This window comes from Flavobacterium sp. (genome assembly GCF_041911335.1).
Lineage (GTDB): Bacteria > Bacteroidota > Bacteroidia > Flavobacteriales > Flavobacteriaceae > Flavobacterium.
In genome coordinates this window covers 1-12,038 of sequence record NZ_JAYRPD010000054.1, presented here as the reverse complement: position 1 = coordinate 12,038, position 12,038 = coordinate 1, and the positions used below count along the sequence as shown (strand labels likewise).

Below are 12,038 nucleotides of genomic sequence, written 5' to 3'. Positions count from 1 at the left end.
TATTTTTTAAAATCCTTCAAAAACGCCTAATCCAAATAAGGCAAAATCGTATTTTACAGGATCGTTCGGGTCGAGTTTTCTTAAATTTTCGTCCAATTCCTCTAAAGCTTTAGCATCGTTTTGTTTTCGTGTAAGCAATTTTAATTTCCGAGCTACATTTCCAGAATGTACATCCAACGGACAAGATAATAGAGCAGGAGCGATGCTGTTCCAAATCCCTAAATCAACACCTTTATTGTCTTTTCTAATCATCCACCTCAAGTACATATTTATTCTCTTTGCAGCGGAACCATTCAATGGATCGGAAATATGTTTCTCCGTTCGAGCTAAATGTGGAATCTCAAAAAACAATTGCTTGAATTCGGAAATCGTATGTTGCATCGTTAGATTTTCTTTAGAAAAAACCGCTTCTAGTCCGTTATGATTTTGGTAAATGTGTTGTAAACCTTTTACAAATCCCACAAAATCTTTTCCATTAAAAGTACGATGCACGAAATTTTCTAACGATTCTAATTGCAATTCTGAATGATTCATGACAAAATCGTATGGTGAATTCCCCATCAAATCCATCATCTTCTTCGCGTTGTTGATAATCATTTTACGATTTCCCCAAGCGATAGTGGCAGCTAAAAATCCAGCAATTTCAATGTCCTCTTTCAAAGAATACAAATGCGGAATTTGAATCGGGTCGCTTTCAATAAAATTTGGATTGTTGTACAACTCGACTTTTTCGTCTAGAAATTCTTTTAACTCGGATTTTGTCATTTTTTGTTTTTAACATATTAGTCATATAAGTTTTTATATTGGTAAAGCTTATTTTGGTAAAAGTGTTTAATAAGTTCATTTAAGCTTAGGTGACTTATATGTTTATCAATTTAAATAGTTACAATATTCCCATCTACCATCGTTAGTTTTCTATCGGCCATGTTGGCTAATTCTTCGTTATGCGTTACAATTACGAAGGTTTGTCCGAATTCATCACGTAGTTTGAAGAATAATTCGTGTAAGTTTTCGGCGGTATGCGTATCTAAATTCCCCGATGGTTCGTCAGCAAAAATAACGGCTGGTTTGTTGATTAAAGCTCTGGCAACGGCAACACGTTGTTGTTCTCCACCAGAAAGTTCGCTGGGTTTGTGATGCGTTCTTTCGGCTAAACCTAAATAGGATAATAAACGTTTGGCTTCGGTTTCTACTTCTTTTTTATCGCGATTGGCTATAAAGCCTGGAATACAAACATTTTCTAAAGCAGTAAATTCTGGTAATAATTGGTGAAACTGAAAAATGAAGCCTAAATGTTGGTTTCTAAATTTAGAAAGTTCTTTGTCTTTTAAATTCAAAACAGAAGCTCCATTGATTTCTAAAACGGTATCATTTTGTTTGGCAGGTTCGTCTAAAGTACCTAAAATTTGAAGTAAAGTCGTTTTCCCAGCCCCCGAAGCACCAACAATTGAAACGATTTCTCCTTTTTTAATGTGCAAATCCACTCCTTTTAAAACGTGAAGCGAATCGTAATATTTATGTAGATTTTTAGCTGTAATCATAACCGAACATTTCTACAAAGAAACAAAGATTTTTGACTAATAAAAAAACTATTGCACATCTATTCGCGTATCTCAAATAATAAAGTTTAGTTAAATTAGATTTTGTGTTTAATTTTTTTGTAGATTTGTTAAACAAAATAACCAAAGAGTTTATGAGAAATATAATTAAAGGGTTATCATTGGTTTTAAGTTTGATTTTTAGTTCGTGCACAGCTAAAGAAAAACCAGTAGTAAAAGAGGAATTTAAAGAACCTGTTAAAACAAAAGTAAAAGAAGGTATGGAAGTTGCGACATTTGCCGGAGGCTGTTTTTGGTGTACCGAAGCGGTTTTTCTAGAAATAAAAGGAGTTGAAAAAGTAGTTTCGGGATATATTGGAGGAAAGACTAAAAATCCTACTTACAAAGATATTTGTACAGGAGAAACAGGTCACGCTGAAGCCATTCAAATTACGTTTAATCCAAATGAAGTGGCGTATGAAGATTTATTAGAAGTTTTCTTTGGAACTCACGATCCAACAACATTAAATCGCCAAGGAGCCGATGTGGGAACACAATACAGAAGTGAGATTTTCTATCATTCGGAAGCTCAAAAAACAAAAGCGGAAAACTACATTCAATTATTAGAAAAAGAAAAGTTGTACGATAAAAAGATTGTGACTAAAGTTTCTTCGGCTACGGTATTTTATCCTGCAGAAGATTATCATCAAAATTATTACAATCAGAATTCAAGTCAAGGCTATTGCCAAATGGTGATTGCACCGAAATTAGAAAAATTGCGCAAATATTATAAATCGAAATTAAAATAGAAGGGAAAAATTGCTATGAAAACTACTATTGAAAAAGAAATATTCGACATTATCGGTGATAATCACCAAATGACATCGGTTGAAACACCGTTACGACCTGATGCTTTTTTTAAATCAGATGCTGAAAAAATGGAAGTTATTGAACACCATTTTGAAATCATCATGAAAGAATTAGGTTTGGATTTAACCGATGATAGTTTGCAAGGAACGCCGCATCGTGTAGCCAAAATGTTTGTGCAAGAGATTTTTTCAGGATTAAATCCAGCGAACAAACCAAAGATTTCAGTTTTTGATAATTCGTATCAGTATGATAAAATGTTGGTAGAGGCAAACATCAGTTTCAATTCTACTTGCGAGCATCACTTTTTACCGATTGTTGGAAAAGCGCACATTGGTTACGTTTCTTCTGGAAAAGTTATCGGTTTGTCAAAGCTAAATCGTATTGTAGATTATTACGCAAAACGACCACAAGTGCAAGAGCGTATGATTATGCAAATTTTCAACGAATTGAAATCGGTATTAGAAACAGATAATGTAATTGTTGTGATGGAAGCAACGCATTTGTGTGTTTCGAGTCGTGGTATAAAAGATGAAAGCAGCTACACTTCAACTTTACAATATGGTGGTGTTTTCAATCAGAAAGAATTCCGTGACGATTTTTATAAAATGATTCACAAAGAATAGGTTTCAAAAGTGGCATTAGTTTTGTATATTCGTTAGGAAATTTAAAACATTAAAATGACACAAGAACCTATTATAAAAACACCTGTCCCAGCTAAAAATAACAAAGGAACGATGTTAGTTCTGAGTTTACTTTTTGATTTTATAGGAATGGTATCTTATTTTGTTCCTGTTTTTGCTGAGGTTACCGATTTGTTTTGGGCACCCATTTCAGGAATTTTATTAGTGGTAATGTTCAAAGGTACTGCAGGAAAGTTAGCAGGAGTTTTTGGTTTTATTGAAGAATTACTTCCGTTTGTAGATGTGATTCCGACTTTCACTATAACTTGGTTTTACACTTATGTAATAAGAGGAGGAAAAGGACAAGAATAAAAAAAGAAGCTTCAAGGCTTCTTTTTTAGTTTTGTGTCAAAATATCTTCCGATAAAACCTAATTTCATTCGGTCTAGCATTTTCTTTTCAAACTCCCAAAAGAAAGTAAATTGTCCAAAAATAAAACCAAAAAGAACTAAAAGCACTTGATAAATAGGAAATATTAAAACCAATCTTAGAATTCGGTACAACCAATGTGGTTGAAAAGTTTCTGGAATACCAATTAAGGATAAAAAAGGTTTTGCTAATTGTAATGAACTAAATCCAGTAATAGCAAATACTATAAAAATAATCGATAATTGCCAGTTTGAAGTTACATTCCAGCGTTCTTTAAGTTTCTTCATAAACTATATTCTTGGTACAAAACCGCCTAATTGTTGTTTGTTGGTAAGTTGAAAATAGACCAAGTAATTATAAATCATGTAATTTACTTCAAATCCATAATCAATTCCTGTTTGGTAATTAATTGTCATTTCATATAAATTTGGATTGTATTGAGAAGGTAGCGTTGCTCTTCTATTCCATTCTAACACCCAAATTCTATTTCTAGCTTCTAAATAAGATTGTGTATAATAATTTCTAGGTCTAGCATAACTATTGAACCAAGAAGTGAATCCACCATCAATTATAATAACATCATATTCAATTTCTTCGTTGGATATACGAATTGTATCACTTTCTAGCTTTGGTTTGTCTTCAAAAGTTTTTTGAGCTTTTGATGAATTACAAGCCATGAGCACTGAAAAAATCGTAAAAAATAGTACAACGATTGATTTCATAACTTATGTTATTTAGAAAGTATAAAGATAAAAAAAAGCACCGACATAAGTCGATGCTTTAAAATATTTATAATGAAATTTTATTTGCCAAAAAGTTTTCCAAGTAAACCTCCTAAACCACCTTTTTTTGTAACGGCTGCCATAGCATCTCCCATATCTACTTTTCCATCATTATTTTGATCTAAGCCAAATTGTCCACCGTATTTAGAAACGGCATCCATTAATCCGCCACCATTTCCACCAGAAATAGCACTTACTAAATCACTCATGTTAAATTCAGGTTGGTTCGGATCTTTAGCTTTATTAACTAATCCTCCCAAAATTTGTGGAATTAATCCAGAAGCAACACTTCCTGCAGCATCAGATGATAAACCGAATTTTTCTCCTAAGTTTCCAGTTACTTTTTCGGTCAACTGTTGTACAACTGGGTTGTTTCCATCAATTGGAGTTTTTCCAGATAACATTTCAGTTAAATCGTTAATGTTACCATTAGCAACCATATCTTTTAAACCCGAAAGGATAGAACCTCCAGCTTCTTGCATTACGGCATCATTTTGTTCATTAGGAACCGCTGGATTATTTATCACTGCATCGCCGCCAAATTGTTTTACTAATTCTGAGAGTTGATCAAACATAATTTTATAGTTTTTGTTCGATTAAAGATAATAAAAATTTTAGTTATTTTTCAATAAACTGATGATCTGCTCAGCAAGTTCTGTGCCAATCCTATCTTGAGCTTCTTCTGTAGCAGCTCCAATATGAGGAGTTAATGAAATTTTTGGGTGCATTAAAATTTGAATTTCTGGTGTAGGTTCTTTTTCAAAAACATCTAAGCCTGCAAATAATACTTTTCCTTCATCTAAAGCTTCAATCAATGCTACTTCATTAATTACACCACCACGAGCACAATTTACGATTCCTACATTTTCTTTCATTAATTGAAATTCTTCTTTATCAATTACGTATCCATCTTGCGCTGGTACATGTAGAGTAATGAAATCAGAATGTTTGAAGATATCTTCTAATGATTCGGTAACGATTTCAACATTAATGAATTGTCCGTTGTAAAAATCTACTCTGATAACCGCCTCATTAACATATTTATCCGCAGCAATAACTTTCATTCCTAATCCTAAAGCCATTTTTGCAACCGCTTGACCAATACGTCCAAAACCAATAATTCCTAATGTTTTACCACGAAGTTCAATTCCGTTTGCGTAGGCCTTTTTCAATCCGTCAAAATTGGTATCACCTTCTAATGGCATATTTCTGTTGGCATCGTGTAAAAAACGAACACCTGAAAATAAATGTGCAAAAACCAATTCGGCAACACTTTCAGAAGATGAAGCTGGCGTATTGATTACATGTAAACCTTTTTCACGAGCATAAGCTACATCAATGTTATCCATTCCAACACCACCACGACCAATGATTTTTAATCCAGGACAAGCATCGATTATGTCTTGACGCACTTTTGTAGCACTACGAACTAATATCACTTTTACATCGTGTGTGTTGATAAAGTTGGCCACTTGTTCTTGAGCCACTTTTGTTGTGATTACTTCAAAACCTCCTTTTTCTAAAGCTTTGATACCACTTTTTGAAATTCCGTCGTTTGCTAAAACTTTCATGTTTAGTTTATAAGTTTAATGTTTATGAGTTTAATAGTTAACCCAATTTATAATTTGTTTTTTAAATTTTCTTTTATTGTTAAAAACCATTCATTTTTAATAATGCTTAAAACAATAGCATCAATTCGTTCTCCTTTTGCATCGGTACTAAAATTTCTCATAATACCTTCTTGGATACAACCAATGCTTTTCATTGCATTGATGCTTCGTATATTTAAATTATTGGCTCTAAATCCTACTCTTTCTAATTGCATTTTTTCGAAAGCAAATTCTAAAAGTAAAAATTTACAGTTTTTGTTTAAAGAAGTTCCCTGAAATTCTTTTCCATACCAAGTAAAACCAATTTCTAAATGCTTTGCATCTAAATTTATATTGTAAAATCGAGTACTTCCTGCTATTTTATTTTTTGTCTTATCAAAAACTACAAAAGGATATTCTAATTGTTTATTTTTTTGTGATAATGATTTATCAATGTATTTTTTTAAATTTTCAGGATTATCAGGTCCATTTGCATTAAAACTCCAAAGGTTAGGTTCATTTATAGAAAACTCAACTAATTTTTCATAATCAGTTACTTGTAATGGTTGTAAACGCACTACATCATTTTCTAAAATATAATCTTCTTTGAAATTAAAATTCATATTTAAACCACTTTTTCTAATTCTTGCATTACATCCACTAGAACTTGAACACTCTCTAATGGTAAAGCATTGTACATTGAAGCTCTGTATCCGCCAACCGAACGATGTCCAGCTAAACCAGAAATTCCAGCTGCTTTCCACATAGCATCAAATTTTTCTTGGTGTGTTTCATCACTTAATAAGAACGTAACATTCATATTACTTCTATCTTCTTTAGCTGCCGTTCCTTTAAATAATGGATTTCTGTCGATTTCAGTGTAAAGTAAGTTTGCTTTTGCATCATTGATTTTTTCAATTGCTGCAATTCCACCTAATTTTTTCAACCATTGTAAAGTTAAAAGTGATGCATAAACTGGAAATACGGGTGGCGTATTGTACATACTTTCTTTTGAAACATGTTGTTGGTAATCTAACATGCTTGGAATTGTTCTTCCTGTTTTTCCTAAGATTTCAGTTTTTACCACTACTAAAGTTGCACCAGCTGGACCCATATTTTTTTGTGCTCCGGCATAGATTAAATCAAATTTTGAAAAATCTAATACGCGTGAAAAAATATCCGAACTCATATCACAAACTAAAGGAATATTTACTTCTGGGAATGATTTTATTTGTGTTCCAAAAATCGTATTATTACTAGTACAGTGGAAATAATCGGCATCTGCAGGAACACTATAATCTTTTGGAATGTGATTGTAATTTTCAGATTTTGAAGAAGCTACTACAACCGTTTCTCCAAAAAGTTTTGCTTCTTTAATAGCGCCACTTGCCCAAGTTCCCGTATCTAAATAAGCGGCTTTTCCATCAACTTTCATTAAGTTGTAAGGTACCATTAAAAATTGCATGCTAGCACCTCCGCCCAAAAACAATACTTCGTATCCTTTACCTTCTAAGTTTAAAAGCTCTAAAACTAAGGCTCTAGCTTCATCCATTACGGCTACGAAATCTTTACTGCGGTGTGAAATTTCTAAAATAGATAATCCTGAGTTGTTAAAATCTAAAATAGCTTGTGCCGATTTTTCGAATACTTCTTGAGGAAGGATACATGGACCTGCACTGTAGTTATGTTTTTTCATTGTAGTTGTAGTTATTTATTTAAAGGTCAAATTTCGGAATTCTTAAATAAAAAATAGACTTAAATGCTACAATAATTATGAGATGTTATTAACAAAAACGATTTCGATATTTATTTCTTCTTTTTTAAAGCTTTTCGATTGGAATTTACTTTTGCTTCCAAATTAAAATTGGGTTCGTGTTTGTGTATTTCTTTCTCTTTTTGAATTTTGATAATTTTTGAAATTTTCATGTTACAAACTATTTAAAAATGCCAAAGTATCCACATTATCCGCGTAATCCCAAAGTTTTGGTTGTTGGGTTTGACCAAAAGCTACTGAGTTTGGAATCAAATCATTAGAAACAATACATTGAATCTGCTCTGCATCATTTTCTAATCGTTTTTTGACATCATCTAAATTTTCATAAAATTCATAAAACACAGAAGAAATAGGAGAGGAATAACTCGAATCTTCTTTAATCGTTAAAAATTCGTTATCCAATAATTGGAAATTACTCATCAAGAAAACCGCTTTGTTGTAATCGTAATTGTTCGCATATTTTTCATATTGAATAACATCGCGATATTCGTACATCGCTTTAAAGAAATTATCAAAGTTGTAGTCTTTTGGTACAAAAAGTTTGGAAACATTGCGACATCCTAAACCAAAATATCTAAAAATATCTTCGCCTAAACCTACTAAATCTTCATGTGATTCCGTTCCATTTAAAACCGCAACTGAATTTCTGTTTTTACGAATGATACTCGGTTTGTCTTTGAAATAATATTCAAAATAGCGAGCTGTGTTATTGCTTCCTGTGGCAATTACGGCATCAAAACCTTCTAATTTGCCTTCAACAAACGTTATTTTTGAGTTAAGGTTGGGTTCAACGGCAATCAAATAATTTGCTAAAAATTTTAATAAATGTTGGTCGTTTGATGAGGTTTTTACCAATACATCATGACCAGAAATCAATACCGAAAGAAAATCATGAAAACCCACTAACGGAATGTTTCCAGCTAAAATTAAGCCTACTTTTTTAGGTTCAATTTTTGAAAAATCGTAGTTTGAAAGCCACTGATTTAGGTTTTCTTCCGTTAAGGCTTTGGCCCAAGATTGAATGCTATGTAAAACTTGTTCTGGAGTAAACCAACCATTGTGCGATTGCGAAAGTTCAATTAAAGAGGTAAAGTCATCAAAGAACAAATCGTTATGTAAAACCGATGCCGATTTAACGTTTCCTTCTTCAGAAAATTGACGTAAGAAATTCCCTAATTCAACAAAACTCGATTTTATTTCAATTTGTAACATTTGTAACTTGTTTATGTTTGGTATACGTTGTATTTTTGCACAAAGATATGAAGTGAAAAGGCATTAGCCAAAAGTTTAAATTAATATGAGTCTCAACTTTTAAACAATTAAACTTTTAAACAATTAAACGTAAAGAAATGGCAATTATAATAACAGACGAATGTATCAACTGTGGGGCTTGTGAGCCAGAATGTCCAAATACAGCAATTTATGAAGGTGCTGATGATTGGAGATGGAAAGATGGTACAAAATTAAGTGGTAAAGTAATTTTACCAGACGGAACAGAAGTTGATGCTGATGCAGTTCAAAGACCAATTTCAGATGATATTTATTACATTGTTCCTGGAAAATGTACTGAATGTAAAGGTTTTCACGAAGAACCACAATGTGCGGCTGTATGTCCGGTAGATTGTTGTGTACCTGATGACAATCACGTGGAAAGTGAAGAAACGTTGTTAAACAGACAATCGTTTTTACATAACGAATAAATACTTATTTACAATATTAAGGAAGAGAATTTTCACTTAGAAAGTTCTCTTTCTTTTTTAGTAGGTTGAGAAACTTCACGAGATACGTGTTTTATAATTAAATTTTCGCTATATTTGATTGATAATCGGGATTTTATGATAAAAAAACTCGCTTTTTTATTATGTTTTTTCACAAATTTCGTCTTTTCACAAAATTTGGAGTTTACCATAATTGTGAAAGATTTCGATACCGATATGCCTGTTGAGGAAGTTACGATAACTGCTATTAAAACTCGTCAAGGCTTTTTAACCAACAAAGAAGGAAAAGCGATTATCAGTCTAACTCGATCTTCTGATTTAGAATTAGTGCATTCGTCTTATAAAACTTTAGTTGTAAAATTTTCGACCTTAAATAAAAAAGAAAATGTGGTGTATATGGAGCCTAATACACAACAATTAGAAGAGTATATCATTACCAAAGATCATCCTCAAGAAATTTTAAAACGGATTATTGAAAATTCGCGTAACAAAATGACAATTCCGGTTAATTTGAAAGTGTATTTGCATGAGTTTTATAAACGAGACAATCAAATTATTTTTTTTAATGATGGGTTAATAAATTTTCAAATTTTAGGTAATTCGAAAAGTATTAAAACTGATATTTTAGTTGAACAAAACAGAGCAATAGGTGTTTTGGATGGCGATATTGATCCTGATATTTTAGGTTATGATTTAAATAATATTATCGAAAATTATTACCAATTCAAATATTTATATGAAGTATTGGATTCAAAGGCTAAGAAAATTTATGATTTTTCGGTAAAAACTTATCCTTCAAACGAAGATTATTTGGTAATTAAAATTGTTCCATTACCCGAATCCAAAGGAATTTTATCTGATTTTGTGGTGGTTTATGATAGCAACAAAAAGTTGATAATAGAAGTTAGTTCGTATGTAACACCAGACCGACTTCAAACGTACAGAGAAAGTATGTTTGCCTCCAGAAAAGTATATAAATTAGAATTTAAAAACACGTTCCGACAAGAAGGAAATTACTACTATTTAGCCAATTCTAAAGAAGTTATTGGTTTTGAAAAAAAATATAAAAATAAAGAACGAAGAATAGAAGTCAAGAATCACATGGTAATCACCGATTTCAACAAAAAAACTTTTGAATATGGTGAAAAAAATATTTTCAAAGGCAAATCGCTTATCAATAAAAAGACTTCATTTTTTACTGATTATTGGGATGTAGAATCCGGTTTTGTGTCTACTGCAGAAGAAAAAGCAATTATTGAACGATTAGGAAAAGGCAACGAAGAAATCCAAAACGAAGTCGAAAATCCGAAAGAATAACAACTTCGTCAACTCCTTTTATTTAATACTTTGATACTAATCAGGATTAGAGTATATTTGCGCACTTTTAAAATAATATTAACTAGTAATTTAAAGTCCCCTTTGGGGATTTAGGGGCTTATGAAAGCAGGAATTGTAGGATTACCAAATGTTGGAAAATCAACTTTATTTAATTGTTTATCAAACGCAAAAGCGCAAAGTGCGAACTTTCCGTTTTGTACTATAGAACCTAATATTGGCGTAGTAAACGTTCCAGATCCACGTATTGCTCGTTTAGAGGAATTGGTAAAACCAGAGCGTGTTCAAATGGCAACGGTTGATATTGTTGATATTGCAGGTTTGGTAAAAGGAGCAAGTAAAGGTGAAGGTTTAGGAAATCAATTCTTAGGAAACATTAGAGAATGTAATGCTATTATTCACGTTTTACGTTGTTTTGATAACGATAACATTGTTCACGTGGATGGAAATGTAAATCCAATTCGCGATAAAGAAACAATCGATATCGAATTGCAATTAAAAGACTTAGAAACGGTAGAAAAACGTTTGGAAAAAACCAATCGTGCTGCTAAAACGGGAAATAAAGAAGCACAAGCTGAAAAAGCATTGTTAGATAGAATTCGCGAAACTTTATTAGCTGGAAAATCAGCTCGTACAGTAATTCCTCAAAACCAAGATGAGGTGGATATGATGGAAGAATTCCAATTAATCACTACAAAACCAGTTTTATATGTTTGTAATGTAGACGAAGCATCAGCAGTAAACGGAAACAAATATGTAGACCAAGTTCGTGAATTAGTAAAAGACGAACAAGCAGAAGTTATCATTCTTTCAGTAGGAGCAGAAGCCGATATTACCGAATTAGAAAGCTACGAAGAGCGTCAAATGTTCTTACAAGATATGGGATTAACTGAGCCAGGTTCGGCAGTGTTAATTCGTGCAGCTTACAAATTATTGAAATTACAAACGTATTTCACGGCTGGAGTTAAAGAAGTTCGTGCTTGGACAATCAACATCGGAGATACAGCTCCAAAAGCTGCTGGAGTAATCCACACCGATTTCGAAAAAGGATTCATCCGTGCAGAAGTAATCGCATTTGAAGATTTCTCCAACTACGGTTCAGAAGCAAAAGTAAAAGAAGCAGGAAAATTAAGAGTAGAAGGAAAAGAATACATTGTAAAAGATGGCGATGTAATGCATTTCCGTTTTAATGTGTAAATATGAAAAAATTATTTTTTGTAATTATTTTTATTTGCTTTCCACTACACTACTATCCGAAAGTTTTTCAAAAATAGAAAAAAAACTTCTGTATCCCTTTGTTTATATGCTTAATTTTGTTTGATTGATAAAATTATCTGTTGAAAAAATGTTTTTTTCTGGTGGTTTTTCAGCTTTTTTTACAAT

15 protein-coding genes are annotated in these 12,038 nt (G+C 32.2%); 6 read left to right on the top strand and 9 right to left on the bottom strand.

What is annotated here, in order from left to right; all coding sequences use genetic code 11:
• Positions 1 to 6: 6 nt before the first annotated feature.
• A complete protein-coding gene (locus ACE3PD_RS09170; protein WP_374401704.1) occupies positions 7 to 765 on the bottom strand; it encodes a TIGR02757 family protein in 759 nt (252 codons plus the stop codon).
• A 110-nt stretch (positions 766 to 875) separates the two neighbouring features.
• A complete protein-coding gene (locus ACE3PD_RS09165; protein WP_374401702.1) occupies positions 876 to 1,541 on the bottom strand; it encodes an ABC transporter ATP-binding protein in 666 nt (221 codons plus the stop codon).
• 278 nt (positions 1,542 to 1,819) lie between these two features.
• Between ACE3PD_RS09165 and msrA the strand changes: the two genes are divergently transcribed.
• Genes msrA through ACE3PD_RS09150 form a run of 3 tightly spaced genes read left to right on the top strand, consistent with a single transcriptional unit; the run spans position 1,820 to position 3,400 of the window.
• On the top strand, positions 1,820 to 2,347 hold the full coding sequence (msrA, locus tag ACE3PD_RS09160; protein WP_374401759.1) for a peptide-methionine (S)-S-oxide reductase MsrA: 528 nt from the start codon (positions 1,820 to 1,822) through the stop codon (positions 2,345 to 2,347).
• A gap of 15 nt (positions 2,348 to 2,362) precedes the next feature.
• The gene (gene folE, locus ACE3PD_RS09155; protein WP_374401700.1) at positions 2,363 to 3,031 is read left to right on the top strand and encodes a GTP cyclohydrolase I FolE; all 669 of its coding nucleotides are present in this window, start codon (positions 2,363 to 2,365) and stop codon (positions 3,029 to 3,031) included.
• Between the two features lie 54 nt (positions 3,032 to 3,085).
• Complete coding sequence (locus ACE3PD_RS09150; protein WP_374401698.1) at positions 3,086 to 3,400, top strand: hypothetical protein; 315 nt, start codon at positions 3,086 to 3,088, stop codon at positions 3,398 to 3,400.
• Positions 3,401 to 3,411: 11 nt separating this feature from the next.
• On the opposite strand, the gene ACE3PD_RS09145 is transcribed toward ACE3PD_RS09150, so the two are convergent.
• The 7 genes from ACE3PD_RS09145 to ACE3PD_RS09115 all read right to left on the bottom strand — a co-directional run bounded on the left by ACE3PD_RS09145 (position 3,412) and on the right by ACE3PD_RS09115 (position 8,814).
• Positions 3,412 to 3,744: a DUF6787 family protein gene (locus ACE3PD_RS09145; protein ID WP_374401696.1), complete on the bottom strand. Its 333-nt coding sequence runs from the start codon at positions 3,742 to 3,744 to the stop codon at positions 3,412 to 3,414.
• Between the two features lie 3 nt (positions 3,745 to 3,747).
• Positions 3,748 to 4,179: a DUF6146 family protein gene (locus tag ACE3PD_RS09140; RefSeq protein ID WP_374401694.1), complete on the bottom strand. Its 432-nt coding sequence runs from the start codon at positions 4,177 to 4,179 to the stop codon at positions 3,748 to 3,750.
• Between the two features lie 80 nt (positions 4,180 to 4,259).
• A complete protein-coding gene (locus ACE3PD_RS09135; RefSeq protein ID WP_374401692.1) occupies positions 4,260 to 4,814 on the bottom strand; it encodes a DUF937 domain-containing protein in 555 nt (184 codons plus the stop codon).
• Positions 4,815 to 4,853: 39 nt separating this feature from the next.
• Positions 4,854 to 5,810 carry a D-2-hydroxyacid dehydrogenase gene (locus ACE3PD_RS09130; RefSeq protein ID WP_374401690.1) on the bottom strand — a complete coding sequence of 319 codons (957 nt, stop codon included), beginning with the start codon at positions 5,808 to 5,810 and terminating at the stop codon, positions 4,854 to 4,856.
• 47 nt (positions 5,811 to 5,857) lie between these two features.
• Positions 5,858 to 6,451 (bottom strand): GNAT family N-acetyltransferase, encoded by a 594-nt coding sequence (locus ACE3PD_RS09125; RefSeq protein WP_374401688.1) that lies wholly within the window; start codon positions 6,449 to 6,451, stop codon positions 5,858 to 5,860.
• A 2-nt stretch (positions 6,452 to 6,453) separates the two neighbouring features.
• Positions 6,454 to 7,524: a 3-phosphoserine/phosphohydroxythreonine transaminase gene (gene serC / locus ACE3PD_RS09120; protein ID WP_374401686.1), complete on the bottom strand. Its 1,071-nt coding sequence runs from the start codon at positions 7,522 to 7,524 to the stop codon at positions 6,454 to 6,456.
• 231 nt (positions 7,525 to 7,755) lie between these two features.
• Positions 7,756 to 8,814 carry an acyl-CoA reductase gene (locus ACE3PD_RS09115; protein ID WP_374401684.1) on the bottom strand — a complete coding sequence of 353 codons (1,059 nt, stop codon included), beginning with the start codon at positions 8,812 to 8,814 and terminating at the stop codon, positions 7,756 to 7,758.
• A gap of 137 nt (positions 8,815 to 8,951) precedes the next feature.
• Here ACE3PD_RS09115 and ACE3PD_RS09110 point away from each other — a divergent pair, with 137 nt between their 5' ends.
• From ACE3PD_RS09110 to ychF, 3 genes are all read left to right on the top strand, one after another.
• Positions 8,952 to 9,302, top strand: a complete 351-nt coding sequence (locus ACE3PD_RS09110; protein WP_374401682.1) for a 4Fe-4S dicluster domain-containing protein — start codon at positions 8,952 to 8,954, stop codon at positions 9,300 to 9,302.
• Between the two features lie 195 nt (positions 9,303 to 9,497).
• On the top strand, positions 9,498 to 10,637 hold the full coding sequence (locus ACE3PD_RS09105; protein WP_374401681.1) for a hypothetical protein: 1,140 nt from the start codon (positions 9,498 to 9,500) through the stop codon (positions 10,635 to 10,637).
• Between the two features lie 120 nt (positions 10,638 to 10,757).
• Positions 10,758 to 11,852: a redox-regulated ATPase YchF gene (ychF, locus tag ACE3PD_RS09100; RefSeq protein WP_374401679.1), complete on the top strand. Its 1,095-nt coding sequence runs from the start codon at positions 10,758 to 10,760 to the stop codon at positions 11,850 to 11,852.
• The last annotated feature ends 186 nt before the right edge of the window (positions 11,853 to 12,038 follow it).

Excerpts from the sequence above, each read along its gene's own strand:
- ACE3PD_RS09170 (WP_374401704.1), bottom strand. The coding sequence starts at position 765 with ATGACAAAATCCGAGTTAAAAGAATTTCTAGACGAAAAAGTCGAGTTG.
- ACE3PD_RS09165 (WP_374401702.1), bottom strand. The coding sequence starts at position 1,541 with ATGATTACAGCTAAAAATCTACATAAATATTACGATTCGCTTCACGTT.
- msrA (WP_374401759.1), top strand. The coding sequence starts at position 1,820 with ATGGAAGTTGCGACATTTGCCGGAGGCTGTTTTTGGTGTACCGAAGCG.
- folE (WP_374401700.1), top strand. The coding sequence starts at position 2,363 with ATGAAAACTACTATTGAAAAAGAAATATTCGACATTATCGGTGATAAT.
- ACE3PD_RS09150 (WP_374401698.1), top strand. The coding sequence starts at position 3,086 with ATGACACAAGAACCTATTATAAAAACACCTGTCCCAGCTAAAAATAAC.
- ACE3PD_RS09145 (WP_374401696.1), bottom strand. The coding sequence starts at position 3,744 with ATGAAGAAACTTAAAGAACGCTGGAATGTAACTTCAAACTGGCAATTA.
- ACE3PD_RS09140 (WP_374401694.1), bottom strand. The coding sequence starts at position 4,179 with ATGAAATCAATCGTTGTACTATTTTTTACGATTTTTTCAGTGCTCATG.
- ACE3PD_RS09135 (WP_374401692.1), bottom strand. The coding sequence starts at position 4,814 with ATGTTTGATCAACTCTCAGAATTAGTAAAACAATTTGGCGGCGATGCA.
- ACE3PD_RS09130 (WP_374401690.1), bottom strand. The coding sequence starts at position 5,810 with ATGAAAGTTTTAGCAAACGACGGAATTTCAAAAAGTGGTATCAAAGCT.
- ACE3PD_RS09125 (WP_374401688.1), bottom strand. The coding sequence starts at position 6,451 with ATGAATTTTAATTTCAAAGAAGATTATATTTTAGAAAATGATGTAGTG.
- serC (WP_374401686.1), bottom strand. The coding sequence starts at position 7,524 with ATGAAAAAACATAACTACAGTGCAGGTCCATGTATCCTTCCTCAAGAA.
- ACE3PD_RS09115 (WP_374401684.1), bottom strand. The coding sequence starts at position 8,814 with ATGTTACAAATTGAAATAAAATCGAGTTTTGTTGAATTAGGGAATTTC.
- ACE3PD_RS09110 (WP_374401682.1), top strand. The coding sequence starts at position 8,952 with ATGGCAATTATAATAACAGACGAATGTATCAACTGTGGGGCTTGTGAG.
- ychF (WP_374401679.1), top strand. The coding sequence starts at position 10,758 with ATGAAAGCAGGAATTGTAGGATTACCAAATGTTGGAAAATCAACTTTA.